The organism is Streptomyces sp. NPDC000404 (assembly GCF_040300365.1).
In the GTDB taxonomy this organism is placed as follows: Bacteria; Actinomycetota; Actinomycetes; order Streptomycetales; family Streptomycetaceae; genus Streptomyces; species Streptomyces ramulosus.
The window spans coordinates 435700-458643 of record NZ_JBEPDN010000007.1 but is presented as its reverse complement, the minus strand read 5'-3'; the positions used below and the strand labels follow the sequence as shown (position 1 = coordinate 458643).

Annotated in this window: 26 protein-coding genes and 2 pseudogenes; 19 read left to right on the top strand and 9 right to left on the bottom strand. The window is 67.0% G+C overall.

What is annotated here, in order from left to right; translation table 11 throughout:
* Window positions 1–198, top strand: a pseudogene (locus tag ABT345_RS16590) (alpha/beta hydrolase); the annotation flags it as partial.
* Window positions 199–589: 391 nt separating this feature from the next.
* Here the strand turns inward: ABT345_RS16590 and ABT345_RS16585 are convergent.
* Complete coding sequence (locus ABT345_RS16585; RefSeq protein ID WP_345089650.1) at window positions 590–916, bottom strand: hypothetical protein; 327 nt, start codon at window positions 914–916, stop codon at window positions 590–592.
* Between the two features lie 1109 nt (window positions 917–2025).
* Here ABT345_RS16585 and ABT345_RS16580 point away from each other — a divergent pair.
* The 3 genes from ABT345_RS16580 to ABT345_RS16570 are packed head-to-tail and all read left to right on the top strand — an operon-like array spanning window position 2026 to window position 3925.
* The gene (locus ABT345_RS16580; protein ID WP_345089647.1) at window positions 2026–2310 is read left to right on the top strand and encodes a hypothetical protein; all 285 of its coding nucleotides are present in this window, start codon (window positions 2026–2028) and stop codon (window positions 2308–2310) included.
* Complete coding sequence (locus tag ABT345_RS16575) at window positions 2307–2864, top strand: sigma-70 family RNA polymerase sigma factor (RefSeq protein ID WP_345089644.1); 558 nt, start codon at window positions 2307–2309, stop codon at window positions 2862–2864. The genes ABT345_RS16580 and ABT345_RS16575 overlap by 4 nt, the downstream gene beginning before the upstream one ends.
* A complete protein-coding gene (locus tag ABT345_RS16570; RefSeq protein WP_345089640.1) occupies window positions 2861–3925 on the top strand; it encodes a hypothetical protein in 1065 nt (354 codons plus the stop codon). The genes ABT345_RS16575 and ABT345_RS16570 overlap by 4 nt, the downstream gene beginning before the upstream one ends.
* Before the next feature lie 614 nt (window positions 3926–4539).
* On the opposite strand, the gene ABT345_RS16565 is transcribed toward ABT345_RS16570, so the two are convergent.
* The 4 genes and pseudogenes from ABT345_RS16565 to ABT345_RS16550 form a co-directional block, all read right to left on the bottom strand.
* Window positions 4540–4977 carry a hypothetical protein gene (locus tag ABT345_RS16565; protein ID WP_345089637.1) on the bottom strand — a complete coding sequence of 146 codons (438 nt, stop codon included), beginning with the start codon at window positions 4975–4977 and terminating at the stop codon, window positions 4540–4542.
* A 24-nt stretch (window positions 4978–5001) separates the two neighbouring features.
* Window positions 5002–5211: pseudogene (locus ABT345_RS16560) on the bottom strand (HNH endonuclease); the annotation flags it as partial.
* A gap of 398 nt (window positions 5212–5609) precedes the next feature.
* Window positions 5610–6197, bottom strand: a complete 588-nt coding sequence (locus tag ABT345_RS16555) for a hypothetical protein (RefSeq protein ID WP_345089634.1) — start codon at window positions 6195–6197, stop codon at window positions 5610–5612.
* 226 nt (window positions 6198–6423) lie between these two features.
* Window positions 6424–6777: a hypothetical protein gene (locus tag ABT345_RS16550; protein WP_345089631.1), complete on the bottom strand. Its 354-nt coding sequence runs from the start codon at window positions 6775–6777 to the stop codon at window positions 6424–6426.
* A gap of 630 nt (window positions 6778–7407) precedes the next feature.
* Here ABT345_RS16550 and ABT345_RS16545 point away from each other — a divergent pair.
* Window positions 7408–8622 carry an amidohydrolase family protein gene (locus ABT345_RS16545; RefSeq protein ID WP_345089628.1) on the top strand — a complete coding sequence of 405 codons (1215 nt, stop codon included), beginning with the start codon at window positions 7408–7410 and terminating at the stop codon, window positions 8620–8622.
* A gap of 64 nt (window positions 8623–8686) precedes the next feature.
* On the opposite strand, the gene ABT345_RS16540 is transcribed toward ABT345_RS16545, so the two are convergent.
* Both ABT345_RS16540 and ABT345_RS16535 read right to left on the bottom strand, forming a co-directional pair.
* Window positions 8687–9478 carry a GntR family transcriptional regulator gene (locus ABT345_RS16540; RefSeq protein WP_345089625.1) on the bottom strand — a complete coding sequence of 264 codons (792 nt, stop codon included), beginning with the start codon at window positions 9476–9478 and terminating at the stop codon, window positions 8687–8689.
* An 84-nt stretch (window positions 9479–9562) separates the two neighbouring features.
* A complete protein-coding gene (locus tag ABT345_RS16535) occupies window positions 9563–9763 on the bottom strand; it encodes a hypothetical protein (RefSeq protein ID WP_345089622.1) in 201 nt (66 codons plus the stop codon).
* A 144-nt stretch (window positions 9764–9907) separates the two neighbouring features.
* Here ABT345_RS16535 and ABT345_RS16530 point away from each other — a divergent pair, with 144 nt between their 5' ends.
* The 4 genes from ABT345_RS16530 to ABT345_RS16515 all read left to right on the top strand — a co-directional run bounded on the left by ABT345_RS16530 (window position 9908) and on the right by ABT345_RS16515 (window position 12630).
* Window positions 9908–10666 carry a GntR family transcriptional regulator gene (locus ABT345_RS16530; RefSeq protein ID WP_345089619.1) on the top strand — a complete coding sequence of 253 codons (759 nt, stop codon included), beginning with the start codon at window positions 9908–9910 and terminating at the stop codon, window positions 10664–10666.
* A gap of 45 nt (window positions 10667–10711) precedes the next feature.
* Window positions 10712–11635: an FkbM family methyltransferase gene (locus ABT345_RS16525; RefSeq protein WP_345089616.1), complete on the top strand. Its 924-nt coding sequence runs from the start codon at window positions 10712–10714 to the stop codon at window positions 11633–11635.
* A gap of 400 nt (window positions 11636–12035) precedes the next feature.
* Complete coding sequence (locus ABT345_RS16520) at window positions 12036–12269, top strand: hypothetical protein (RefSeq protein ID WP_345089612.1); 234 nt, start codon at window positions 12036–12038, stop codon at window positions 12267–12269.
* Window positions 12244–12630: a DUF1036 domain-containing protein gene (locus tag ABT345_RS16515; protein ID WP_345089609.1), complete on the top strand. Its 387-nt coding sequence runs from the start codon at window positions 12244–12246 to the stop codon at window positions 12628–12630. The genes ABT345_RS16520 and ABT345_RS16515 overlap by 26 nt, the downstream gene beginning before the upstream one ends.
* 122 nt (window positions 12631–12752) lie before the next feature.
* Here the strand turns inward: ABT345_RS16515 and ABT345_RS16510 are convergent, their stop codons facing one another.
* Together ABT345_RS16510 and ABT345_RS16505 are read right to left on the bottom strand one after the other, a co-directional pair.
* Window positions 12753–13508 (bottom strand): glycosyltransferase family 2 protein, encoded by a 756-nt coding sequence (locus ABT345_RS16510; protein WP_345089606.1) that lies wholly within the window; start codon window positions 13506–13508, stop codon window positions 12753–12755.
* Window positions 13509–13510: 2 nt separating this feature from the next.
* Window positions 13511–14299 carry a GntR family transcriptional regulator gene (locus ABT345_RS16505; RefSeq protein ID WP_345089603.1) on the bottom strand — a complete coding sequence of 263 codons (789 nt, stop codon included), beginning with the start codon at window positions 14297–14299 and terminating at the stop codon, window positions 13511–13513.
* A gap of 489 nt (window positions 14300–14788) precedes the next feature.
* On the opposite strand from ABT345_RS16505, the gene ABT345_RS16500 reads away from it, so the two are divergent.
* The 10 genes from ABT345_RS16500 to ABT345_RS16455 all read left to right on the top strand — a co-directional run bounded on the left by ABT345_RS16500 (window position 14789) and on the right by ABT345_RS16455 (window position 22924).
* Window positions 14789–15091 carry a hypothetical protein gene (locus ABT345_RS16500; protein ID WP_345089600.1) on the top strand — a complete coding sequence of 101 codons (303 nt, stop codon included), beginning with the start codon at window positions 14789–14791 and terminating at the stop codon, window positions 15089–15091.
* A complete protein-coding gene (locus ABT345_RS16495) occupies window positions 15088–15333 on the top strand; it encodes a hypothetical protein (protein WP_345089597.1) in 246 nt (81 codons plus the stop codon). Before ABT345_RS16500 ends, ABT345_RS16495 begins: the two co-directional genes overlap by 4 nt.
* Window positions 15314–16603, top strand: coding sequence for a hypothetical protein (locus ABT345_RS16490; RefSeq protein WP_345089594.1), 1290 nt, complete (start codon window positions 15314–15316; stop codon window positions 16601–16603). Before ABT345_RS16495 ends, ABT345_RS16490 begins: the two co-directional genes overlap by 20 nt.
* 169 nt (window positions 16604–16772) lie before the next feature.
* On the top strand, window positions 16773–18944 hold the full coding sequence (locus tag ABT345_RS16485; RefSeq protein WP_386461054.1) for a cell division protein FtsK: 2172 nt from the start codon (window positions 16773–16775) through the stop codon (window positions 18942–18944).
* Window positions 18945–19084: 140 nt separating this feature from the next.
* Window positions 19085–19336, top strand: a complete 252-nt coding sequence (locus ABT345_RS16480) for a hypothetical protein (RefSeq protein ID WP_345089588.1) — start codon at window positions 19085–19087, stop codon at window positions 19334–19336.
* 59 nt (window positions 19337–19395) lie between these two features.
* Window positions 19396–19584, top strand: coding sequence for a hypothetical protein (locus tag ABT345_RS16475; protein ID WP_345089585.1), 189 nt, complete (start codon window positions 19396–19398; stop codon window positions 19582–19584).
* A gap of 11 nt (window positions 19585–19595) precedes the next feature.
* Window positions 19596–20204 (top strand): hypothetical protein, encoded by a 609-nt coding sequence (locus tag ABT345_RS16470; protein WP_345089582.1) that lies wholly within the window; start codon window positions 19596–19598, stop codon window positions 20202–20204.
* A gap of 5 nt (window positions 20205–20209) precedes the next feature.
* A complete protein-coding gene (locus ABT345_RS16465; RefSeq protein ID WP_345089579.1) occupies window positions 20210–20605 on the top strand; it encodes a hypothetical protein in 396 nt (131 codons plus the stop codon).
* A 90-nt stretch (window positions 20606–20695) separates the two neighbouring features.
* Window positions 20696–22498, top strand: a complete 1803-nt coding sequence (locus ABT345_RS16460; RefSeq protein WP_345089576.1) for a DnaB-like helicase N-terminal domain-containing protein — start codon at window positions 20696–20698, stop codon at window positions 22496–22498.
* A 249-nt stretch (window positions 22499–22747) separates the two neighbouring features.
* Window positions 22748–22924, top strand: a complete 177-nt coding sequence (locus ABT345_RS16455) for a helix-turn-helix transcriptional regulator (protein WP_386461078.1) — start codon at window positions 22748–22750, stop codon at window positions 22922–22924.
* Window positions 22925–22944 lie beyond the last annotated feature (20 nt).

Below are 22944 nucleotides of genomic sequence, written 5' to 3'. Positions count from 1 at the left end.
ATCGCGCAGGACAAGTTCCGTGAGAGCTTCTGCCAGGACCTTCCGGAGGACGAGGCCCTGGTGATGGCCGTGACGCAGAAAGCACCGCTGGCCTCGAACCCCAAGACCATCGAACTCATGGCCAGCCACGCCTCCCTGGCCTCCCACCCCGAACCGGTCACCGACCTCATCGAAGAGGCCGCAAACGCTGCCTTCTGAACGACGGCGGCAGGCAAACGGCCGGCCACGGAACAACAGCTCCCTGGAACGACGAAGGCCCCTGATCTCAATCTCCCCAGTTCAGGAGCCTTCTCACAATGCTGAACTGGGGAGGCTGTGGGATTTGAACCCACGGTGAGGGACCACCTCACGACAGTCTTCAAGGCTGCCATGCCGGGCAGCGGTTCACCCGCTCTGACCTGGGGCGCAGACGCAGACCTGCGGCCAAGTAGGCCATCCCTGACCACAGGTTGGCCAGATGCCCCCCTCGACCCGACTACTCAGCAACCCGAGGCCCACCCTCTCCGCGTCTCCCTTCGCGAGCAGCGCCCCTGAAGGAGACCCCATCCTCACCGGCAGGCGGTGTGGGACAGGGCCTCACTGCGCTGACTCAGGAAGCATGGAACCAACAAATATTCACGTATTCGAGCGGATCGACGTACCTCCGCATCTCTTCCTCAATTCTACGGAGCGTTTCCTCTCGGGAAACATTCCATGAAATTACCCCTTCGCCTTCTCGCGGACTCATGTCGCCGACCTTGACTCCACGGTCCAGCATGTCTCCGACGAGACTGAGGGCTGCCGCTCGCACTTCAGCGTCCGTGCCTTCACCACCGACAACCGTCTCGGCCGCATCCCAGACCGGCGAAAAGTAGACCGGAGACATTTGCACATATCGAATCAGATAGTCGAGCTCTCCCTGGTATTCACCATCCATCGAAACGGACCGCCCTCTTTTTATTTTGCAATTGACCCATCGCCGCCCTCAAAAGCTTCTCTTCCCTCACCCTCTGCTCTTACGAAGTGGGGCAGCATGCATCACGACTACTGGAAGCCTTCAGGCTGTGACCGCGCCGGCGGCGACAACAGGTCCTGCTCTAGATGCTTCTCGCCGAAGGCACTGCCCTGGCCACAGGTTGGCCACACGCCTTGATCAACACCGGGATACAGGCGATCAAAACTGAGACACCCCCAACGCAAAAGGGGCGCCCGATTCACTCGGGCACCCCTTCTGACCAGCTACTTCGCTGACCTGTGCGGAGGCTGTGGGATTTGAACCCACGGTGAGGGATCACCTCACGACAGTTTTCAAGAGAAGGCGGCCTCGCGTATCGATCTGGCCGTTGACCTGTCAGAACTGCCGACTATCCATGCCAGAACTCTGCCGTTGGTCCACAGGTGGTCCACAGATAGCCCAAAGGGCCATGAGCGTATCTCGCAAACCTGGGCTCGTCCCAGTCCAGCCATTGAGGGTTGCATAGTTCCACTGTCGTTGATTCAGTCGTGGATTTCGAGGCGGCCCCTCATTGCGAACTACGGGCGGCAAAGTCGTTAGGGTCGTTGGGCCTGTTCAACTGGCCTTCAAGGGGCGGTGACAGTCGCTTGAGACTGCCGCGGTTGCTGTACTTGGCCGCTGTACAGCACCACCTTCCAAGTTCGCCCCGCCAGGCGCCCATCGCTCGGTCAGTGCCTGCTACGCAGGGAAGGCTAAGGGCGTCCGCTTCGGGCAAGAACACATTGCTGCATGTCTGCTGGCGAACCCCGCCAGCAGAGCGACGGCATCCACATAGCCCGCCACAACTTCAGATGCTGAGTGCCATGTGACCAGCACGATGATGACCACTGTCACGAGCTTCTCTGGACTAGAGCGTGGCCGCGCGCTGTGGTGACGGGACCCGCAAGCACCGCCAGGCGCGGCCTTTGGGAGTCCCCCCAGATTTCCTGGCCCCGGAGTTACACAGGTTGGGCCCGAGGAGCGTCGTAGGGGTGAGAGTCCATCTCATGTCCGTTCCTCATCAATCCACTTAAGGCATCGAACTAATGACTATGTATCAGTCGACCGCCGAGCTCATCGGGGTCGTCACCTTCGGGATCGTCACCGCCTGCGGGGCGATCAAGAAATTCCAGCCGCCCCCCGAGGTCCGCGCCGCCCGCCGTCGGCAGAGGACGATTGAGCGCCTGGACTGCGAACGGCGTCGGCGACTGCGCACCACCCTCCGGGCCCTGACGCCTGGAACCGTCGTGCAGGACAAAGGCCCGGACGACAGCGAGATGACCGTCATCCGACAGTTTCCGACGGCGCCGCAGCGGGGGGTCTACCGGCTGTGGTGAGCCAGCCTCAGGGCGGGGGTGACGCCTTCGACCTCACCCCCGCCGAGGAAGCGCATGCCAGGGCGCTGTTCGATGAAGCTTTCGAAAAAGTTGTGCACACGCTGATGAGTAGGTATCGCCACCTCAACTTCCACGAGAGCGAGGACATTGCAGAGGTGGCTTTCACGAACACGCTGAGACACTGGAGGAAAATCAAGCCCAGCAGCCGAGCAAGCTATTTCTTTAAGGCATCAGACAACCTGGCGATCAGCTACTTCCGCAAGCAACAAGCCGAGCGGCAGGCAATCCATAAGGCATACGAACCCGAGTGCAATGCGCCTCCCCCCGACGTCGAGATTGAACGCCGCGAGAAGGCCAGAGCAGTTCGGGCGGCCGTAGCTAGTTTGCCCGGAAATAAGGCTCGCGAGGTCCTCACCCTCCAGTGCAACGGTCTGAGCGATACCGAGATTGCTGAACAGACCGGAAAGTCGAAGGACACCGTGCGAAGCCAGCGGAGTAAATCATTTCCTCAGCTCAGAGAGGCGCTTAGCGACTATGGAAAGGAAGGTGAATGATGGAGTCCGAATCGGCCGCCCGAATCGCATCTAGCAAGGAGGCCGGAGATTGCAATATGCGCACACCTGCCTCTGCCAGGTTCGCCAGGCTCCTTCGCGAAGCCCGGATCCCTGATGACACCTGGGATCGCGAAACGGATAACTTCAGCGGTGCACTGATGACGACCGAAGCCCCGGGCGAGCCCTGCTCGCCCGGGGCTCCGGCCCACCTTGACCCGGACCTCTCGAATTCGGCGTATAGGTTGGGAAATCGAGCAATTCGCCGAGGCGACTTTGAAAGTGCCGCTCGATGGTACGAAACGGCGGCAGAGCACCACCACTCTGGTGCCGCTTGGCGTCGGGCATGGGTAGAGCTTGAGCTGGCACGTTCCGCCTCGCAATCGAACGAAACGCCTAATCTCGAGCGGACCCAGAAATTGTGGGCGTGGATCCAGGCCGCCGTAACGATGGGAAGCGAAGACGCGATTAGCGTAACGAAAGCAGCTCGCTTCGTAAAATTCTTGACGCCGCTGCGTGACTTCAATCACGCATACGCCTTCAGTCACATTCTGCTCGACAATATTCAACCCTCCCTCCTAGATAAAGCTCCAGGCGTTAGCGACAGGAGAAGGGAGGGATGGCAAAGTAACGAAATCCTGCGGAGATTCGCAGATTTTGGCTACCCCCTTCTTGGATCAGTAATGAATCTCGCTCACGAAGGAACAGCAGAGGAGAGGGGATTCAAGGGGAAAATTCACTCCACAAAGGAGTCTAGCGGCTGCCTACTGCCGCGCCAAAAAAGCACCAGCCTACAAGAGAACGTGCTCACCATCCGTTCAGGCTGGCATTCACTGGAAGAGTTTCGCCACATCCCAGATCTCCTTGTGGTGAACGCTCAAGTCCTCAACTGGAGTTCAGATCACGTAATTCTCCTAATTCACGGAGCTGGAACAGAATGGGAGCTAAACTGCCGGGTAGACCAACTAGGCAAGGAACAACTTTCACCAGGACGAGAAATTAAAATCGGCGTGACCGAAATCGATGGGTCCCACTGCGAGGCGGTCCTATTCGACAAGCGGTAGCGTATTGGCTGTGGCTTGATGAGGCTCGAATTGCATCAAGCCACAGCCGCACTACTGGACAGAATCCCGCCCTGCAATCTTCCCTAACGGATCAAGAATCCAGGGCGACTCCCATGTGTCACCCGCGGCAGGCGCATTCTCGGGTATATTAACCCGCTCCCTGGCCTCAATCACAGAGATTCGCCGCCCTAAGTAAGGTCCACAGGATGGATGATTCCGACCCTCAACAAGCAGGTAGCGGAATTCCCCCTGGCAGCCCGATTCACATCGGACTGCACTCGACCGCAAGACGCAACCAGACTAAAGGTGTGCTCCTAACGGAAGAGCCGTCAAGGTCTAGAAGCGCCCTGGAAGTTGGCCTCCAGAATTCTTGCTGGGGCTGACCTCCCTGTCGGAGGCCGCCACTATCGGCTGCGCACCAAGGCATGGGAGAGGGGGCCCCTACGGCCCAGCCGCCGCGCCGAACGAGCAGGCGTGAAATCTGGCCCCGATTCTCCCTGATCCCTCGGCGATTCTCCAGGCGCGATCAGCGGGAAACTCACGACTGCGCTGCATGTGAGTTGGAACTCCAGCGCCAGGGTACATCAGGCGACGCCACTCACATCAATACCCATCTACATCGAAAGCTCCTCATGCACCAGCAGGTGCAGTTCCGCTGATGCCTCCGAGATTTCCTCGGAGATGTCACGTCGCGCCATTTCGTTAGGCGCGGAAAATGGCGCGTCGTGTATTTCATCACTCCATTCGGCAACGTGATAGAAGATTGCCCCAGCTAGTTCGGATGCTTGCGAACCTTTCAATGCCGACTGAAAATCCACCACAGCTATAAGGGCCCAGGGGAATCTTTCCGTGGAACGCGACCTGAGACGTTCGATCTCTTTGAGTGTCGAAGACTTACGGCACTTGGCCGACGCAAGTTGTGTCTCTGCAGTAACCCACTCGGCAAACCTGGCCCTAAGTTCTTGGTAGGCAGACAAGATAGCGACTTGTCCCTCCTTGCTGCCAAGGCCCCCCGACAGGAGCGGGTTCAGATTTGCCTTGTACTGCCGCATGGCCCTTCGGTCTATAGAACTACGGGGGGCGTCGAATCGCGCATGACACGTCGGGCAAAGCGCAATCAGATTCCTGAATTCGTGCTTACGCACCTTCGCCCAAGGGGTGATGTGTGCGATCTCTACAGGGGTGGACTTGCAAGTCGGAATCGCACATCGGTGGCCAGCCTCGATTAGTACTCGCCGGCGTAGTTCATTCGGTACTTTAGGTCGACTTCCTGACACGATCTGCATCGTAGTTGTCGGCACCGACAAGCGCCCCGCACTCTCACCGCCCCCGGCTCCCGTCCCGTCTACCGCCGCCCCACCCGCTCGGCTCTGTCTCGGGGAATAGCAGGATGGCAGCTCCCCGCATGCACGCCGCCGCCCTCATTCGCGAACGGAGCCCTCGCCACTCTGGAGTCTGCGCACCCTCGCCGGAGGCACCTCTTTGGCGACCGTCGACCACTCCGCTGCAAGCACGGCTGGGCGGACTCAGGCCAGAGCGGGGCGGGGGCAGGAGGGGCGGCCGGGGGCCTGGCCGTGCGCGGCGAGCGTGAGCGAGCCGCCTTGAACTCGTAGAAAGGGTTGTTACTCGGCAACTGATCGTCTGTGCACGCACTTTCCAAGTACCAGTGGCAAGCACACGGCCCCTACGAACCATCCGCTGATGACCGCGCCGGCGGCAGCAACAAATCCCTCTCCGGATGCTTCTCGCCCGAGGTGCTGCCCTGCACCCCGAGATCCGTACGCGCCGCATCGTGGAAGGTGTTGATCGCCCGGAACACGGCGCGATGTCGGTCGCGCCACTCTTCCAACGTGCCGGTGATCTTGCCCGTCGCCTGCCAGTCGATCTCCAGGGCGATGGCGTTCAGGTCGTGGGCCGCTTCCATGACGTCGTCGGCGCCGAGCAGCATGATGCGTTCGAAGGACCGGCCGCGGAGGCGGGATGCTTCCGCGTGTTCAGCGAGCAGCTCCTGTTGAGGCTTGTCCGCTGCACGGATGCCCTCGTTGTCCTCGTAGATACGGACGGCCAGGAAGATGACGGTCCGCATGCGGTCCACGTAGTTCTCGTATGCGGAGAGCTTGCGGTCGTCCCATCGCGTCAGCAGCTCGTACCGCGTCCGGCTGCGTTCCGACAGGAAGTTGCCCACGTACGAAGTGAGCGCGCCGAGCAACACCGCGCCGATCGTGACCAGTTGTTCGCCGGCAGCCATGTGCTCCCCCGAGCCGAGACTCATGTTGATGACCTGGCGGTCATCTTAAGGTCTCGGCTTCGCGGGTCCCCGTGCGTGACCAAATCACTGCGCCACCACGACTCCGGGTGGCCCGGAACGCACGGAAGCCCGGCTCGCGTACGACGCCGTAGGCGAGCCGGGCTTCAGCGGGGGGAGCTATGGAGCTGGGGACAGGCCCTTGCCCTGTTGGCCATCACCCGCGCGCCAGGGCAGCGGGCCTGGCCGCCATTCAGTCGGAGGCGTCAGCGGGGGGAGTCGACCCGCCGCCTTTCTCTCCACCGAAAACGGTGCCGCCGACGGACCACCCGAGGCGCTGCCCTCGACTGTCCGCGATCCGGAAGGTGTTCGCCAGGGCATCCATCAGGCAGCCCGCCAGGTAGCGCAGCTCCTCCTGAGAGACCCGTTTCGCGTCGAGGACCTCATGGGCGTGGTGAATGACATCGGCTGCCATGCTGAGCTGCAGGGCCTCCGTGTTGTCCGCCAACTGCCACATGAACCCGACGCCCTCGTCAGCGCTCAGGTAGCACGGCTGACCGTCCTCGTCGGCCCACGGCAGCAGGCGGATCATGGCTGCGCGGTTCATGCGGACGCCCCCTTGCCAGAGCAGTGCGGGAGGCTGAGGGCCACGGCCCGTCCAGCTCGTCGGCCGTTCTCCGCCTGCCGCTGCTCGTGAGCGAGTACATACGGGCGAACAAAAGCGACGTCGCGAGCGAGTTCGTGCCCTTGGGCGGGCGTCGGGCAGACGTGGAGGACGCGCCGACGCGGTGCACTACGAGGAGTCGGCCGGTTCCCCGGCGCATCTCGGTGACGCCCCCGGGCCGGGAGCAGTCGGCGCAAGGGCGGGACGAGGTAGCGGGCGATGCGGTGTGCCATGACGACCTGCTTTCTCAGGTTGGCGATACCCCCGGACCGATCGCGGGGGTCAGTTGTTTCCGGTGTACGGAGCGCCCTGGGGCGGGGCCCGTGGCGAGGAAGAGCGGGGCTCACCAGGCCCTTTCACGCGCGCAGGCGCACGGATTCACCAGGCGCAATGACCTAACGTGAATCTAGTTAACTAGCTTAGGCGGAGAGTGGAAGGTCCGCCACACCTTCGGCCGCACACTCACGCCGACGAGGGAAAGTCCGGCATCGCCTTGTTGCTTGAAGGGCGGCTCTATACCCTCCAGCTGACACATCGTCAGATTGAGGTGTCCGGCACCTTCGGGAGGGCTTCATGACCAGCGAGGCAAGCGGCACGACCGAGATTCCGAAGATCATCAGCGTGGACGACCACGTCATCGAGCCCGCGCACCTCTTCGAGACCTGGCTGCCGGCGAAGTACCGGGACCGCGGGCCGAAGCCGCTCACCGCGGGCATCGGCGGCCTGGAGCGCGTCGCGAGCAAGTACCGGTTCACCACGGACCCCAACGGCCAGCTGACCGACTGGTGGGAGTACGAGGGAAACCTCTTCCCGTACAAGCGGATCATCGCCGCCGTCGGGTTCTCCCGCGACGAGATGACACTGGACGGCATCACCCGGGAGCAGATGCGCAAGGGCTGCTGGGATCCGAAGGCGCGGCTGGCGGACATGGACCTCAACCACGTCGAGGCGTCGCTCTGCTTCCCGACCTTCCCGCGGTTCTGCGGCCAGACCTTCGCCGAGGCGGACGACCTCGAAGTGGGGCTCGCGTGCGTCCGGGCGTACAACGACTGGATGGTGGAGGAGTGGTGCGGGGACAGCGGCGGGCGGCTGATCCCGCTCTGCCTGATCCCCCTGTGGGACGTGGACCTGGCCGTCGCCGAGATCCGCCGGAACGCCGCGCGCGGCGTACGGGCCGTGACCTTCAGCGAGATCCCGACCTACCTCGGACTGCCGTCCATCCACTCCGGCTACTGGGACCCGTTCTTCGCCGCGTGCGAGGAGACCGGCACCGTCGTCTGCATGCACATCGGCTCGTCCTCGCAGATGCCCGCCGCGTCCCCGGACGCACCGCCGGCGGTGGAGGCGTCGCTCAGCTTCAACAACGCCATGGCGTCGATGATGGACTTCCTGTTCAGCGGCGTGCTGGTTCGCTTCCCGAAGCTCAAACTCGCTTACGCCGAAGGGCAGATGGGCTGGGTGCCGTACGCCCTGGAGCGCGCGGACGACGTCTGGGAGGAGCACCGCGCCTGGGGCGGGGTGCGCGACCTCATCCCGCACCCGCCGTCCACGTACTACTACCGGCAGATCTTCTGCTGCTTCTTCCGCGACAAGCACGGCGTCGCGTCGATCGAGACGGTCGGCGTCGACAACGCGACGTTCGAGACGGACTATCCGCACGTCGACTCCACCTGGCCTCACACCAAGCGGGTCGCCGAGGAGCACGTGGGCGACCTGCCGCCGGACGTCGTCTACAAGCTGCTTCGGGGCAACGCGATCCGGATGCTGGATCTCGACTTCGACAAGTAGGCCGGCGGAACTGCGCTGTGGCCGCACCAGGGTTCGGCGCGGCCACAGCAGGCAGGAGCGCTCGTCAGTGGCGGGCGAATGCCCCTGACATTGGCGTCGTGTACACCGCCGCGATGCGGTCGCCGCGCATCAGCAGGTGGGCGACCTCCACCGCGCGCCCTTCGGCATCCCGGGCGATCCGCTGGATGTCCAGGACGGAGGTGCCGGGGCCGGGGCCGACCCCGAGTTCGGCGGCCTCATCCGCCGTGGGCGGCCGGGCGGTAAGCCGCTCCTCCACGTGGTCCAGATCGACACCGGCGGCCGCGAGCCAGTGCTGGTAGACGTCGCCCCAGGGCGCCTCGCCGGCGAGAGTGAGCGCGGGTACCCACGGCGTCCCCGCGACCATGTCGTACCGCAGGTAGGACCGCAGGACGCTGCACGGGTACTCGTCCTGCGGGCGCTGACCGAGGTGGACGAACTCCAGGAGTCGCGTCCCCGCCTCCACGCCCATCAGGTCCGCGATCTCCGGCGTCGCCGCTACCTCCCCGCTGGCGGCCGAGACCTTGAGGTCCGCGTCGAGCCCGGGACGGCCATGGCCGCGTCCACTGGCGCGCTTCCGCAGCGCGGGCTGCGACGGTCGATCGTTGGCGTACTCGATCAGCGGCACGTCCGTACGCACGAAGGTCCCGCGCCCGTGGTACTTCGCGATCAGGCCCTCGCCGACAAGGAGCCCGAGCGCCTGGCGCACGGTCGGCGTCCCGGCCTTGTACGTGCGGACGAGCGCGCTCTCCGAAGGCAGGCGGCCTTCGGTACCGAACTCCCCGCTCCGGATCCGTTGGCGCAGATCCGCTGCGATCTCCTCGTAGCGCTTAGCCATCCGCGCCCACCGCCATCCCCTCGGCCGTACCTTCCTCGCGCGACCGCAATGGCCGATCCCCTCTCCGCCTGTTCCGACATTCGTTCACTGCGGCCTCCGCCCTCCCGGCTCGCGGTGCGGCGGCGCCCGCCAGATGACCGCCCACGCGACGAGCCCGTCCTCGCCTCCGCCGATCCCGAAGCGGTCGGCGCGCTCCAGCGCCGCGAGCAGCGCGCGCCAGCTCGCCTCGGACGGGGATTCCGGCACGCTGACCTCGATGCGGATGCGTCCGTTGCGACGGTTCATCCGCGGTTCGTACGCAGCCGCCTTGAGCCGGGCCGCGATGTCCTGCGCTCGGGATGCAGGTGCAGGCACGAGCCCTCCGCCGTATCGTGATACTCAGAGTAAAGTTAGTGAACTAGCTTAAGGCTAGTGGACTAGATTTGCTATATGCCTGAGCAGCCGCCTTACCTCGTCGTCGCCGACCGCCTCCGGCAGCGCATCACCACCGGCGAGTGGTCGCCCGGGGACCGGCTGCCGTCCCGCTCCGAGATCGGCGCCGACTACCAGGTCGGCGAGAACGTCGTACGCCGCGCGCAGGAACTGCTGATCGCGCAAGGCCTCCTCGAAGGCCGCGCCGGATCAGGCACGTACGTCGCGGAGCCACGGGAACGCCTCCGTATGGTCCGGTCGTGGTGCCGCGATCAGCGCGGCGGCTCGCCCTTCCGCGCCGACATGGCGGGCGTCGGGAAGCGCGGCACCTGGGAGCACCGCACCGAGGCGAAGGTTCCGGCGCCGCCGGGCATCGCCGCGCGCCTCGGCATCGGCGAGGGCGATCCGTGCGTGCGTACGGAATACGAGTTCCTGGCGGACGGCAAGCCGGTCCAGCTGTCGACGAGTTGGGAGCCGTACAGCATCACCGGCGGCACCATCGTCGTGCTGCCGGAGGGTGGTCCGCATGCCGGTCGGGGTGTCGTCGAGCGGATGGCGGAGATCGGCGTCGTGATCACGCACGTGGTCGAGCAGCCGGAGCCGCGCAAGGCCACCGCCCACGAAGCCCACCTCCTCGGCATCACGAAGAACTCCCTGGTCACGCACATCCAGCGGACCTACATGACGGAGGACGGGCGGCCGGCGGAGACCGCCGACATCGTCATCCCCGCCGCGCACAGCGAGATCGTTTACGAGATCCCCATCGATCGCGTGTAAGTCCGGAACGCCGCGCCACACCCCGTCTGACGTATGGGAGTTGGGATGACCGCCGCACGCCCGCGGATCAAGCGAGACCTCGCCCGCTGGTACGTCCGCCACTCGCCGGGCACCCTCGGCAAGACCGCGATACTCGACGGCTTCCTCAACGCCGAGCTGCGCGACCACCCGGTCAAGCGCCGCACCCGCACCCGCTTCGGCGCCACCGTCACGACGGACACCCAGGACCTCATCCAGCGCTACCTCTACCTCTTCGGCACCTGGGAGCCGAACCTCACAGGGTGGCTCGCCAGCAGGCTGAAGCCCGGCGACACCTTCGTGGACGTCGGCGCCAACATCGGCTACTACAGCCTGCTCGCCTCCCACCTCGTCGGCGAAAGCGGCAAGGTCGTGGCCATCGAGGCGTCGCCGACGTTCCACAAGCTGCTCGCGGCGAACGCCGCGGCCAACCACTGCGACAACCTGCGCGCCGTCAACGCCGCGATCTCCGACCGCGAGGAGACCCTGACGTTCGCCCTCGCAAGCTCGCACAACATGGGGGCGAACAGCATCGTGCCGTACGCGGGGAAGGCGGAGTCGACGTTCGAGGCGCGGGCCCGGGTGCTGCCTGATGTGCTGACGTCGGACGAGATAACCCGCGCCCGCGTCATCAAGATCGACGTTGAGGGGGCGGAGGGGGCGGTGGTCCGGAGCCTGGAGCCGGTCCTGGACCGGCTCCGGCCGGATGTCGAACTGGCCGTGGAGGTCACGCCGCAGCGGATGGCGGAGCTGGGGTTTTCGGCGGAAGAGCTTCTGGAGACCTTCACGAGTCGGGGGTTTCACGTGTACCGGATGGCCAACGACTACGCGGTGGGGAGCTATCCGGGGGCGCTGCGCCGGGGGGCCCAGGCGCCGGTTCGATGGCGGGGGCCGGTCATTGAGGAGAGCGAGTTGGTGTTCTCGCGGGTGGACGCGGGGAGGCTGAGGTGAACTCCCGGTCCGAGGAACAGGGACGGGAACTTATCGTGCCTGCCCCACCCGCCCTACCGCCCCACGGATAGACCAGGCCGGGCGCCTTTCCCCTTACCTCCCCTATCGCTCTTAAGGCGATGAACGCAACTTCTGACACTCCAGTTGCATGACAGTGACAGCGGTGATGTGCTGGTCATTGAGGGTGCCCGCGATAACGGCAGGGCAGTTCCTCCCCCAGGGGCGTCGATAGCTGACACCTGATGGGACGTGACCGGCTTCGCCCGTAACGGCGGGTGTGCCCGGCGGGGCATCGATGAACCGGCTGCGATCGGCAGGAGTCGACACGGCTCCCGTTTCCTTCCAAAGCCTGGTCGCACCGCGCAAAATCTGATCACACCATGCCAAAAGGAGCGTCACGATGGTTGACGCATTCCCTGAAGACGCCAGCGTAGACCCCTGCGAAAGCATCGATCCGAAAGTGCTGGAGGCCGCCAGCGCAGCGGAGGAGAACCATCTGACCGCCGAAGAGGCCGTCGAGGTCGAAGAATCCGGCAATGTCATCCGGCATCGGCCCGGCCTCGTGACGACACACCAGCCAGACCCCTTGCAGGAAAACGTCGCCCCGAATGCCCGACGGTCGACCGGAGAGTAAAGGAGCAGGTCCCATGCTGCGTTTCTGTAACCGGTCCGGCTCCACTGTCAATGTCATGATCGAGCGCTACGATTCTGGCTGCCGACCGGAGCCCTGGCGGAGAAAGGGCTGGTGGAGACTGCAACCAGACGAATGCAAAACCGTGTATGGCGGAGATGTCGGGGACCTCAACCGTTACTGGTACTTCTACGCCGTGAACATACTCGGCACCACCACCTGGAGTGGTCCGTACCCGGAAACCGTCCCGGACTCGGTGTTCGACTACTGCCCGGACATCGGCACTTCACCGTCCCACAACATCGGGATGCGTCAGATAGACGTCGGCGATAATAAGCACCGCCTCATCGACCTGACGGGATGAGCAGGACGCAGCGCCGACCAGACCCCACAAGATCGCCAGCCTTTGGCTCCGCAAGCTGACGAAAAATGACTGTGCCCGACGAGGTAATTTCTCGCCAGGCACAGCCGTCATCTCAAACCGAATCAGCCCTCAAACCGCCAATTCTCCATAGCCGCCAAAGCCCGAGCCCGAGCCTGCACCACCGCGAACCGCGCCTCCCGCTCCCGCTCATCGGCGTGCGCCGGCTGGCTCGTGACCTGGCCGGGCCACTTCCGGTAGAGGAGCCCCGTCTCCGCGGAGAACCAACCGCGGGCGACCGCGCTCAGGGCCAGCAGAAGGCCGGTGTCCTCGGAGGCCGGCAGGGCCATCCAGCCGCCCAGGGCCAGAAGCAGATCGCGACGGATGCACAGCGTCGCCGGGTGGACTTGCGCGCGGAAGTTGTGCTCCTCCCAGTGCTCCAGCACCGCGCCGCGCTCGATGATGCCCTCGGCCGGGTCCTGGTCGAAGCCGACGGTGGAGCCGTCGGGCATCAGGTCGAGGACGCGGGACGTGGTCCAGCCGATCGCCGGATCAGCGGTGAGGGCCTTCACGTCACGGGCCAGGGAGCCGGGCGTCAGCATGTCGTCCGCGTCCAGGACGCGGATGTACTCGCCCTTCGCCCGGGAGAGCGCGAGAGTGCGAGCCATCGCGGCGCGGCCGTGGCGGCCCTGCCCGAAGCTGATGCGCGGGTCGTCGGGCACGTGCGGGCGGACCTCGTCCGTCTCGCCGTCCTCCTGGATCACCCACTGCCAGTCCCAGCCGTCCGGGAGTTCCTGCTCCAGCAGCGACTTGTAGGCGTCGGCGAGGTACTGGGCGGCCGGCGGGTGGACCGCCGTCATCACCGTGATCACGTTCGTCATCGTCACCACCGGGCCAGGGGCGTCGTGAAGACCATCTCGGTGCGGTCGCCGGGCAGGATGACGTCGGAGACCTCCACCACCCGGTCGGTGGTGTCGGTCGAGATCTTGCGGAGTTGGAACACGGAGACGCCCTTCTGGAGGCCGAGTTCCTCGGCCTCCTCTGCTGTCGGAGGCCGGGCCATGATGCGTTCCTCGATGTGGTCCAGCTCGATGCCGAGGGTCAGCAGCTGGTTCTGCGTGCCGCCCGCCCACGGCTCGTTGGCCGCATCGAGAAGATCTGGGTTCGCCGAGACGACCTCGTGAACGAGGTACGAGGTGACGAGGCTGAACGGCGCGTCGCCTTCGCGCGGGAAGGTGCGGTAGTTCCGCTCCAGCAGGAGCGTGCCCTCCGGGACGGAGAAGACGGCCGCCAGGTCCTCGTTGGCCGGCACCTCCCGGAAGTCGGCCTTGAAGGCGAGGTCGGAGACGGTGAGGCCGGTGTCGTGCTCGGTGGAGCCGGTCTTCTCGCGCTCCGCCTGGACGAGCCGCGCCCGATCCTTCTCCCACTGATGGCGCTCGTTGTTCCGCTCCACCCGCGGTCGCGGTTTGCGGACGAAGTTGCCGATGCCGTGGCGCTTGTCGATCAGCCCCTCGGCGTGCAGCTCACGGAGCGCGTCGCGCATCGTCGGCACGCTGGTCCGGTACTGCTCGGCGAGCTTGGTCTCCGCCGTCAGCTTCTCGCCCGGCCGGAGCTGGCCTGCGCGGATGTCCTGGCGCAGCGCCTCGGCGATCCGCTCGTACTTCTTGGCCATGGGTCCGCTCGCTGTCCGTCTCGTGTGCCGTTCCGTCCGTCTCGCCGGACAGCCTCAGCATAAGTCCTCAAGAGGAGTTGACGACGGCGGGCGAGCCCTCTACCTTCATCGCATCGACTCCTTAAGAGGAGTTGAGGACAAGAGGTCTTCATGACTCTTGTCCGGTCGGGCCTGCCGAAAACCGAGGAAGGCGACTGCGGTCGCGCGCCGAGGGGGCGACGGGAACCGGCTGTTCCTTGAGAACTGAATCGCACGGCGCCTGGCAAGCAGACCGTGCACTGACCAGTGGTTTTAGCCCCGGTGCCGCCGCATTCCAGCGGCACCGGCGGCCATGACCGCTCGTCTTCGACGAGCGGTTTCCGCGCCTGTCCCACAGGGGCCTACGGCGCGCCCACCGCGTATCTGCCGGGTCGGCGGCACTCCCGTGCAAAGGACACCGCTGCCGTCCCGTGCCCTCCCTGTCCACTGAACCCACTTCAGGAGAGCGCCATGAATGTCGCATTCGGCGGCTTCGAGCCTGGCTTCGACGACCCGATGGGCCTGACGATCGGGACGCCGCCCGAACTCTGGCTCGGCGTCCCGGGCGAGTCGGAGGAAGAACGGCTGACCCGTCTGGCGGCCGCCGCCGACATCCTCGCCGAGGAGCCGGGGCTGATGGACCTCGTGACCCGCATCGTCACGGACGCCCTCAAGACCGAGACGCCCGACCTGCTCGCCCACCGGCGACGCCGCGCCGCCCGTACCGACCACCGCCCGCACGCCCGCCCCCTCCCGGAAGGACTCGCCTCATGAACGGCTACTTCGACTACGACGAGTACGACCTCGCCGAGGACTACGACTTCACGCCCGCGGACGCCCCGCAGCGGGAGCCCGCCGCCGGGTGCGACAGCTGCATGCTGCTGCCGGGCGAGGCCGTGACCGTGGGAGCCCTGACGGTCGTGTGCGCCTGCTGGATGGGACGGGGTGCCTCCGTGGAGGCGTGCCGCTGCGGGCCCAGGAAGGGGGACGCACCCGGTGGCGACGTCCCGGACTGATCCCTCCTCCGCGCCGGTCCCCAGGCCGGTCACCGAACAGGACGCCACCGCCGCCCGGCAGGCGATTCAGCAGCTGGAGAGGATCGGTCAGCTCGTGACCCGCTCCCTGCTCGCCATCGGCTTCGGTGCGCTGGTGTTCACCTGCATCAACGTCACGCGCTTCGCCACCTCGCACGACGTCCCGGGCTGGGTGGCGTGGATGCTCGACCCGCTGGCTTCGTTGGCGCTGTTGACCGTGTTGTACGTCGATGGGGTCCTGGCCGAACAAGGCGGGTACAGCCCGAGCGGCTGGCCGTTCACGCTCCGTTGGTTCGCCGGCCTGGCCACCTGGATCATGAACTGCTGGCAGAGCCTCTTCCCGGACGGGCACTTCCGCCTCGTCCCCTCGCAGGCGGACGCCGGCGGTCTTCTGCTGCACTCGGTGGCCCCGCTCCTGCTCATCGCGCTGGCCGAGGCATCGGCCGGGTACCGGGCCTACCTCGCCGGGAAATGCGCGGAGCACCGGCTCACCGTCAAGGCGTACCAGGAGACGGTGGCCGCCGAGCGGGCCGCGCGAGCCCAGCAAGCTCGCGAAGAGCGCGAGCGGGCCAAGGAAGCAGAACGCGCGCAGGAGCAGGAACGGGCTCGGCTGTCCCAGGAGCAAGCCCAGCGCCAGGCCGAACGCGAGGATCGCGAACACGCCGCGCGCCTCGCCGACGAAGCGCGTAAGGCAGAAATCGAAAAGGCCCGCGAGCTGGCCCGGATCGCGAAGGAAAAGGAGGAACGCGAGGCCCGCCGGACGGCCGAGCGGCTCCGCACACAGGCAGAAATCGAGGCCGCGGAGCGCGACCGGGAAGCCGAACGCGAAAGGCTCCGCATCAAGGCGGAAGCCGAGGCCAGGGCCCATGAGGAGAACGAGCGGGCCAAGCGGCAGGCGGCTGCCGAGCGGCGCGCCCGTGCGCCACAGACGCCCGTACGGCACCGCCAGCCTGCCTCGGAAAGCCCCTCGAAAAAGCAGCTCGTCAGCGTCTCAATTTCTGACGGCCGCGCCTCGAACCGTGAGGAACGCATTCCTCGCGAAGTGCGCGCGGCTCAGCGGGAACGGGCCGAACGCGAGGCCGCCGCGGAGATTCTCGACAACCGCACCCCGGACCCCGTCCAGCTCGCAAAGGCATACGGCCTCGGCGAAACCTGGGGCGGCGACCGCATCCGTGCGGCGCGACGACGGCTGGCCGAAGAGGACGGCTTCGAGGACGCGGTCATCGCCGCGGTGCTCGAAGTGAGTGCCTGAGCGACCGGCTACGCGGCGGCCCGCATTCAGCGCCCGCGGCTTCCGCACCCCATCGACACACCACAGCGCCGGGCCATACGCCCGTCGCTGATTTACCGCGGGGCGGCCGTCCACGACCAAGCGACCCGCCGCCCCGCGTGTCCCTCAACATCTCGGAAGGACCCGCGCATTGAAGCATGAGGACGACGAGAAGACGTCCGATCTCCGGGAGCCGAACACACGGCCCAGCAGAAATTCAGCCACCGCCGAACCCGACGCGGAAATCGTCGACTTGGGCGCAGCACGCGACGCACGCGCCCACTCCGCCGATCCGGATGCTGTCACGCTGGTCGACGGCCCCACCCCTGCCGGCCCCGGGCTCCTGACCCGCCTCGCCGGTGCCAAGCGCCGGGCGGTACTGCCCAGCTGGCTCCGTTCCCGGCAGGAGCTGACCACCGCTGTGAAGTGGATGGCCGGTCACTACGGCCACCTCACCGCGTACCACGGCATCCGTTCCCCGCTCTACGCCGCGCGTCTCGTCCTTCAGGCGCCGCGCGGTACTGCTCGCTTCCTGGGTGGGACGATGCGGTGGGTGGCGGACCGCGAGGGGGAACCGGTCCGGCTGGCGGCGGTGCGCCGGGAGGACGCCGCCGACTACCTCAAGCTCTCCCGCCAGCGCGACGGGCGGGTACGGCTGCGCACCCTGACAGCCGTTCTGGCCACGCTCGTCGGCACGTCCACGGCCCTGGCGCTGTACGTCCTGGCCCCGGGGTGGCTGCAGTCCGTCTCCGTCGGCGCCCTCGTGCTGGCGCTCGGCTGGAACGGCACCCCCGCCGACTCCCCGGTCATCACCCGCGCCGTGGAGACCTCCAAGGCGCCGAAGCTCACCAGCGACATCGTGCTGCGCGCGCTCGGAGCGCTGGGCATCCCGGCGATCAACCAGGCTCAGTCCAAGGGCCGGGACGGCTTCAGCTTCACCGCCCCCATCACCCGCGACGGCCCTGGGTGGCGTGCCGAAGGCGATCTGCCGTACGGCGTGACGGTCACCGACGTCATCGACCGCCGCGAGAAGCTCGCCTCCGGCCTGCGTCGCCCCCTCGGCTGTGTCTGGCCCGAGGCGGTACCGGACGAGCACACCGGGCGCCTGGTGCTGTGGGTCGGCGACCAGGACATGTCCAAGGCGACGAAGCCGAAGTGGCCGTTGCTGAGCAGCGGCAGCGTCGACCTGTTCAAGCCGGTGCCGTTCGGTACGGACCCGCGCGGACGCTGGGTGGACGTGACCCTGATGTACATCGCGGGGATCATCGGTGCCATCCCGCGCATGGGCAAAACGTTCCTGTTGCGACTGCTCCTGCTGATCGCCGCGCTGGACCCGCGGGCCGAGCTGCACACGTACGACATGAAGGGCACCGGCGACCTCGATCCGGTCGGCGACCGGGTCTCGCACCGGCACGCCGCTGGGGACGATGACGAGGTCATCGAGTACGCCCTCCGCGGCTTCCGCGCCCTGCGCGAGGAGCTGCGGCGCCGCACCAAGGTGATCCGCTCGCTCCCCCGCGACCTGTGCCCGGAATCGAAGGTCACCAGCGCCCTGGCCGACAAGAAGGACCTCCGGCTGCACCCCATCGTGATCGGGGTGGACGAATGCCAGGTGCTCTTCGAACACCCCACCCATAGCGCCGAGTTCGAGGAAATCTGCACCGACCTCGTCAAGCGCGGCCCGGCCACCGGCATCGTCTTGCTGCTGGCCACGCAGCGTCCGGATGCCAAGGCGCTGCCCACCGGCATATCGGCGAACGCGTCGGCCCGCTGGTGCCTGAAGGTCATGGGTCAGGTCGAGAACGACATGGTTCTCGGCACCAGCTCCTACAAGCGCGGCGTGCGCGCCACGATGTTCTCCTGGGCCGACAAGGGCGTCCATTACTTCGTCGGTGAAGGTGCTGACGCCCGGATCGTCGGCGCCGCCTACGTCGACAGCGTCGGCGCGGACGCCATCGCCGTCCGCGCCCGCCAGGCCCGGCAGAAGCTCGGCCTGCTCTCCGGACACGCCCTGGGCGAGGAGCCGGAGCAGAACACCACCGCCTCCTACGACCTGCTCGCCGACATCGCGCTTGTGGTGCCGGAGTCCGAGGAGCGGGTCTGGAACGAGCGGATCGCCGCCCGCCTCGCCGATCTCCGCCCCGACGTCTACGCGGGCTGGGCGGGCGAGAACGTCACCACCGCGCTCAAGCCGTTCGGCATCAGGACCCGCGGCGTGGCCGGCACCTCGGACGAGGGCGCCCGCACCACCCGCCGCGGCATCGTCCGCGCCGATCTCACCGCCGCGATTGCGGAACGTAGCGGATCACCGAAGGCGGCATAGGCCCGCCAGGTCGCTACCGGTAGCGGGGCCACCCGCTACCGGTAGCACCTCCGCTAGCACCCCAAACCGACCCTCACCAGCTCTGTAGCGCATAGCACCCCGCCATCCAAGACCCCGAAAAACTCCAGAGAGGCCCTGTGATGACCCCGACGACCGCTGCTGTCACGCTCTTCACGATCGTGACTCTTGGTTACCTCGCGCTGTGTGCGGTCAGCCCGTTCGGCAACTGCCGCAAGTGCCGCGGATTCGGCTTCTACATGAAGACCGACCGCAGGGGCCGCCCGCGCCCCGGCCGCACCTGCCGCCGGTGCCACGGCGACCGCAAGCGCATCCGCGTGGGCCGCCACCTCTACAACGCCGCCGCCCGGACGCACCGCGACGGCACCCGCTGATCGCTGCGTAACCGGCCCGGCACCACCCCACCATCGACCCGATCAAGGAGTACGCACCCATGGCTGTCACCATCTCGCTCGCCGCGCTCTTCGGAATCGTCCTGGCCCTCCTGCTCCGCGCACGGACGCTCGGCTACGGCTCCGCCTTCATCGCCATGATGTTCGGCTTCTACCTCGCCTCCACGGGCGTGGCCACAACCGTCAACGAACTCACCAACGCGGCCGTCGAAGCCCTCCGGAACCTGTAGGGAGACGCCCGGTGAGCGAGTACACCGTTCCGGCAAGGCGCCCCCGGAGGGCAGCCGCCGCCAAGTTAGCTCCCGTCATCGCCACCTCAGCGGTGCTGATCCTGGCCCGCATCTGGAACGCGAACGGCGCCGAGCACTCCCTGGGCGATGCCTGGCTGATGGGCACGCTGGCCGTCTTCTCCTGCGCCGCGGGCGCCTTCTCCGCCATCGGGTACGCCAGCGCCCCGGTCATCACCGGCACCGCCTTCGCCGCGTCCGCCGCCTTCGCCCTCGCCGGAGTCGCCGCCTACTCCAACGGCTGGTCGCTGCCGCTCCTGCTGTGGGGCATCGCCACCGTCCTCGCGTACTCCCTGGCCCACCGCCACTGGCGCACGGATCGCCGCGAGACCACCGCGTACGAACGTCGCCTCGCTGAGAAGCGCGAGGACCACGCCCACGTCGAACGCGTCGAAGCGATGCGCGGTCAGACGCAGATCACCGTCGCCCGCGACCAGGCCGTCTACGCGGCGAATCTCGCCGCGGCGCTCACCACCCGCGCCGCCCTTCCCGGCTTCGACGCCGCGGCGCTCACCGAGGCCGGTCTCCCCGAACTCCCGGCCGCCCGCACCACGGAGGAATGAGCCCCATGAACAACCCGCGTGGCGACGTACGCCTTCGCGCCGCCGCCCCGGACGAGGCGTACGCCGATGCGCCGCGGCTCCTCGCCGAGATGCGGTGGGTCACCGATCAGGTCGCCGCACAGCCGCTCGGCAACAGCCTCAGCCGGGAATTCTGGCTCCGCAAAGCCGCGCTGCTGGACCGCATCGCGCTCGCGGAGACGGGCGAGAGGTACAAGGCCGAAGCTGACGCCGCCGCGGCCAAGGCCGCTCACCACCTGGCACGGTACGACCGCGAACGCGGCTCCGGCCCGTTCGCCACCCGCAACGGACCGCTCCCGCCCGACTCTCCGCAGTGGGGTTCGAGCTACCGGCCGTACGTCCGCCAGGAATACGCCGCCTGGCAGCAGATCGCCCAGGGCTGACGCACCGGGGCGGTGGCACTCCCGTGCAAGGACAACGCCACCGCCCCGGCTCTCCCTGCTCATCCGAAGACAGAACAGGAGGTCTCCATCATGTCACCCGAGGCCGCACCGGAGCCGTACAACAGCAATGTGCGGCCTCCCCACAGCGACCTCTCGCGCGTCGTCGCCGGGCAACCGCCCCAGGACCTCGAAGCCGAGCAATCCGTACTGGGCGCCATGCTGCTGTCCGCCCAGGCCATCGCCGACGTGGTCGAGACGCTGGACGCGGGCGACTACTACCGGCCCGCCCACGAAACGATTCACCGCGCGATCTGCGAGCTGCACGACCAGGGGCAGTCTGCCGATCCGATCACCGTCGCCCACCATCTCGGCAAGCGCGGCGACCTGGCCCGCGTCGGCGGAGCGTCCTACCTCCACACCCTCGTGGAGTCCGTGCCGACGGCGGCCAACGCTGAGTACTACGCCGAGATCGTGCGGGAGAAGGCCGAGCGGCGCCGCCTGATCGAGGCCGGTACGCGCCTTGTTCAGGCCGCGTCCGCCCCCGACGCCGACCTCCACCAGCTCCGTGCCACGCTGCTCACGCAGATCACGGAGCTGACCGCCTGGCCGACGGAACCGGTCGCTGAGGACGCTGCGCCCACCGGTCCGCCGAACCTGCTCTACGACCGGCGACCGGGCCTGCACCGCCCCCACCGGCCCGGCCCGACCCCGCACCCGGAGGTCTTCTGCGGATGGCTCGGCGAGACGGTCCGCGAACTGGATCCGACCACGGAGGCGGACCCCATCGCCGTACTCGCCAACCTGCTCTCGGCGGCAGGGGCGATCATCGGTCGACGCCCCCACCTCATGGTGGGCAACGACCGCCACCCCTCCCTCATCTGGGCGCTGACGATCGGCCCCACCTCCTCTGGCCGCAAGGGGTCGGCAACATCGACAGCCCGCCGCGTCCTGGCCGAAGCGCTGCCGGACTTCTTCGGCCCCGACCACACCCCACGCGGCCTGAACTCCGGCGAAGGTCTCATCGAGTACGTCAAGGACGACACCGGCGAGACGGCCGCCCCCGCCAGCATCGACAAGCGGCTGTGGGTCGTGGAATCGGAGTACGCCGTCACCATGAGCCGCGGTCGGCGGGAGGGCTCCAGCCTGCCCGGTGTCCTGCGGCAGGCGTGGGACGGCGACTCCCTCGGCTCGATGGTCCGCGACTCGCTCAAGGCCACCGACCCGCACATCGCGATCCTGGGGCACATCACCCCGGAGGAGTTCCGGGCCAAGATGCAGGATTCCGAGATGGCCGGCGGCACGTACAACCGCTTCCTGCCGATCTTCTGCCACCGCAACCTGATCCTGCCCGGATCGCGGGGTGCCAGCGCGGAGCTGATCACCAACCTCGCGGCCAGCTGGCGCACCGTCCTCGCCGACGCCGCCCGTGTTGATGAGGTCGAATTCAGCGATGCTGCATGGGAGTTGTACTGCGAGGAGGTCTACCCGGCCCTGAGCGACGACTCGGCCGGCGGCGTCATCACGCAGTTCACCGCCCGCGCCGCCCCGTACGTCCAGCGCGTCGCCATGGTCTACGCCCTGTGCGACCACACCGCCACCATCTCCGAAGCCCACCTGCGGGCCGCGTGGCAACTCCTCAACTACGCCCGCGCCTCCGCCGTCCACCTCCTCGGCGGCGCCACCGGCGACCCCAAGGTCAACAAGCTCGCCGAGGCAGTCCGCACGGCCGGCTCCGACGGCCTCACCGCCGACCGCATCCGCCGCCTCTTCAAGAACACCACCCGCCCCGAACGCGACCGCCTCGTAGCCCAGGTGCTCGACCTCCCCGGCTACACCCGCTTCCAGAAACCCACCGGCGGCCGCCCCACCACCATCGTGAAGTACGCGGGCTGAGAACGGTAAGGACGGTAGCACCGGTAAGCCGTCTGACCTGCGGAAACCTCGGAGCGAAAAGCGGTGCGGTCGGCGGTGCGGTAAGCCCGCCGGCCCCTCGGAGCAGCCTTATCGCACCGTTCGCCGCACCCCATACCGCCCGCTCGAAACCCCAGGTCAGACGGCTTACCGCCGCTACCGCCCTTAACGCCCCGCCTCCCCGCGCTCTCCCCCTCGACGAGAGGAGCACTGCCCTTGCCCAAGGCCGAGATGCTCAAGCTCCCGGAAGCCCTCACCGAACTCAAGATGTCCCGCGCCGCGTTCTACCGCATGCGCGCCCGCGGCCTCGGCCCCCGAATCGTGAAGTTGCCGAACGGCCAGCTCCGTATCCGCCGCGCCGACCTCGATACCTGGCTGGTCGACCACGAAGAAGCTCCCGCCGCCTGATCCCCGCTCGTTGGGCCCGG

Excerpts from the sequence above, each read along its gene's own strand:
- ABT345_RS16565 (WP_345089637.1), bottom strand. The coding sequence starts at position 4,977 with ATGCGGCAGTACAAGGCAAATCTGAACCCGCTCCTGTCGGGGGGCCTT.
- ABT345_RS16480 (WP_345089588.1), top strand. The coding sequence starts at position 19,085 with ATGACCCCGACGACCGCTGCTGTCACGCTCTTCACGATCGTGACTCTT.
- ABT345_RS16475 (WP_345089585.1), top strand. The coding sequence starts at position 19,396 with ATGGCTGTCACCATCTCGCTCGCCGCGCTCTTCGGAATCGTCCTGGCC.
- ABT345_RS16455 (WP_386461078.1), top strand. The coding sequence starts at position 22,748 with ATGCTCAAGCTCCCGGAAGCCCTCACCGAACTCAAGATGTCCCGCGCC.
- ABT345_RS16555 (WP_345089634.1), bottom strand. The coding sequence starts at position 6,197 with ATGAGTCTCGGCTCGGGGGAGCACATGGCTGCCGGCGAACAACTGGTC.
- ABT345_RS16515 (WP_345089609.1), top strand. The coding sequence starts at position 12,244 with ATGCCCGACGGTCGACCGGAGAGTAAAGGAGCAGGTCCCATGCTGCGT.
- ABT345_RS16570 (WP_345089640.1), top strand. The coding sequence starts at position 2,861 with ATGATGGAGTCCGAATCGGCCGCCCGAATCGCATCTAGCAAGGAGGCC.
- ABT345_RS16535 (WP_345089622.1), bottom strand. The coding sequence starts at position 9,763 with ATGAACCGTCGCAACGGACGCATCCGCATCGAGGTCAGCGTGCCGGAA.
- ABT345_RS16580 (WP_345089647.1), top strand. The coding sequence starts at position 2,026 with ATGTATCAGTCGACCGCCGAGCTCATCGGGGTCGTCACCTTCGGGATC.
- ABT345_RS16520 (WP_345089612.1), top strand. The coding sequence starts at position 12,036 with ATGGTTGACGCATTCCCTGAAGACGCCAGCGTAGACCCCTGCGAAAGC.
- ABT345_RS16525 (WP_345089616.1), top strand. The coding sequence starts at position 10,712 with ATGACCGCCGCACGCCCGCGGATCAAGCGAGACCTCGCCCGCTGGTAC.
- ABT345_RS16505 (WP_345089603.1), bottom strand. The coding sequence starts at position 14,299 with ATGGCCAAGAAGTACGAGCGGATCGCCGAGGCGCTGCGCCAGGACATC.
- ABT345_RS16545 (WP_345089628.1), top strand. The coding sequence starts at position 7,408 with ATGACCAGCGAGGCAAGCGGCACGACCGAGATTCCGAAGATCATCAGC.
- ABT345_RS16585 (WP_345089650.1), bottom strand. The coding sequence starts at position 916 with ATGGATGGTGAATACCAGGGAGAGCTCGACTATCTGATTCGATATGTG.
- ABT345_RS16495 (WP_345089597.1), top strand. The coding sequence starts at position 15,088 with ATGAACGGCTACTTCGACTACGACGAGTACGACCTCGCCGAGGACTAC.
- ABT345_RS16550 (WP_345089631.1), bottom strand. The coding sequence starts at position 6,777 with ATGAACCGCGCAGCCATGATCCGCCTGCTGCCGTGGGCCGACGAGGAC.
- ABT345_RS16500 (WP_345089600.1), top strand. The coding sequence starts at position 14,789 with ATGAATGTCGCATTCGGCGGCTTCGAGCCTGGCTTCGACGACCCGATG.
- ABT345_RS16510 (WP_345089606.1), bottom strand. The coding sequence starts at position 13,508 with ATGACGAACGTGATCACGGTGATGACGGCGGTCCACCCGCCGGCCGCC.
- ABT345_RS16465 (WP_345089579.1), top strand. The coding sequence starts at position 20,210 with ATGAACAACCCGCGTGGCGACGTACGCCTTCGCGCCGCCGCCCCGGAC.
- ABT345_RS16540 (WP_345089625.1), bottom strand. The coding sequence starts at position 9,478 with ATGGCTAAGCGCTACGAGGAGATCGCAGCGGATCTGCGCCAACGGATC.
- ABT345_RS16530 (WP_345089619.1), top strand. The coding sequence starts at position 9,908 with ATGCCTGAGCAGCCGCCTTACCTCGTCGTCGCCGACCGCCTCCGGCAG.
- ABT345_RS16460 (WP_345089576.1), top strand. The coding sequence starts at position 20,696 with ATGTCACCCGAGGCCGCACCGGAGCCGTACAACAGCAATGTGCGGCCT.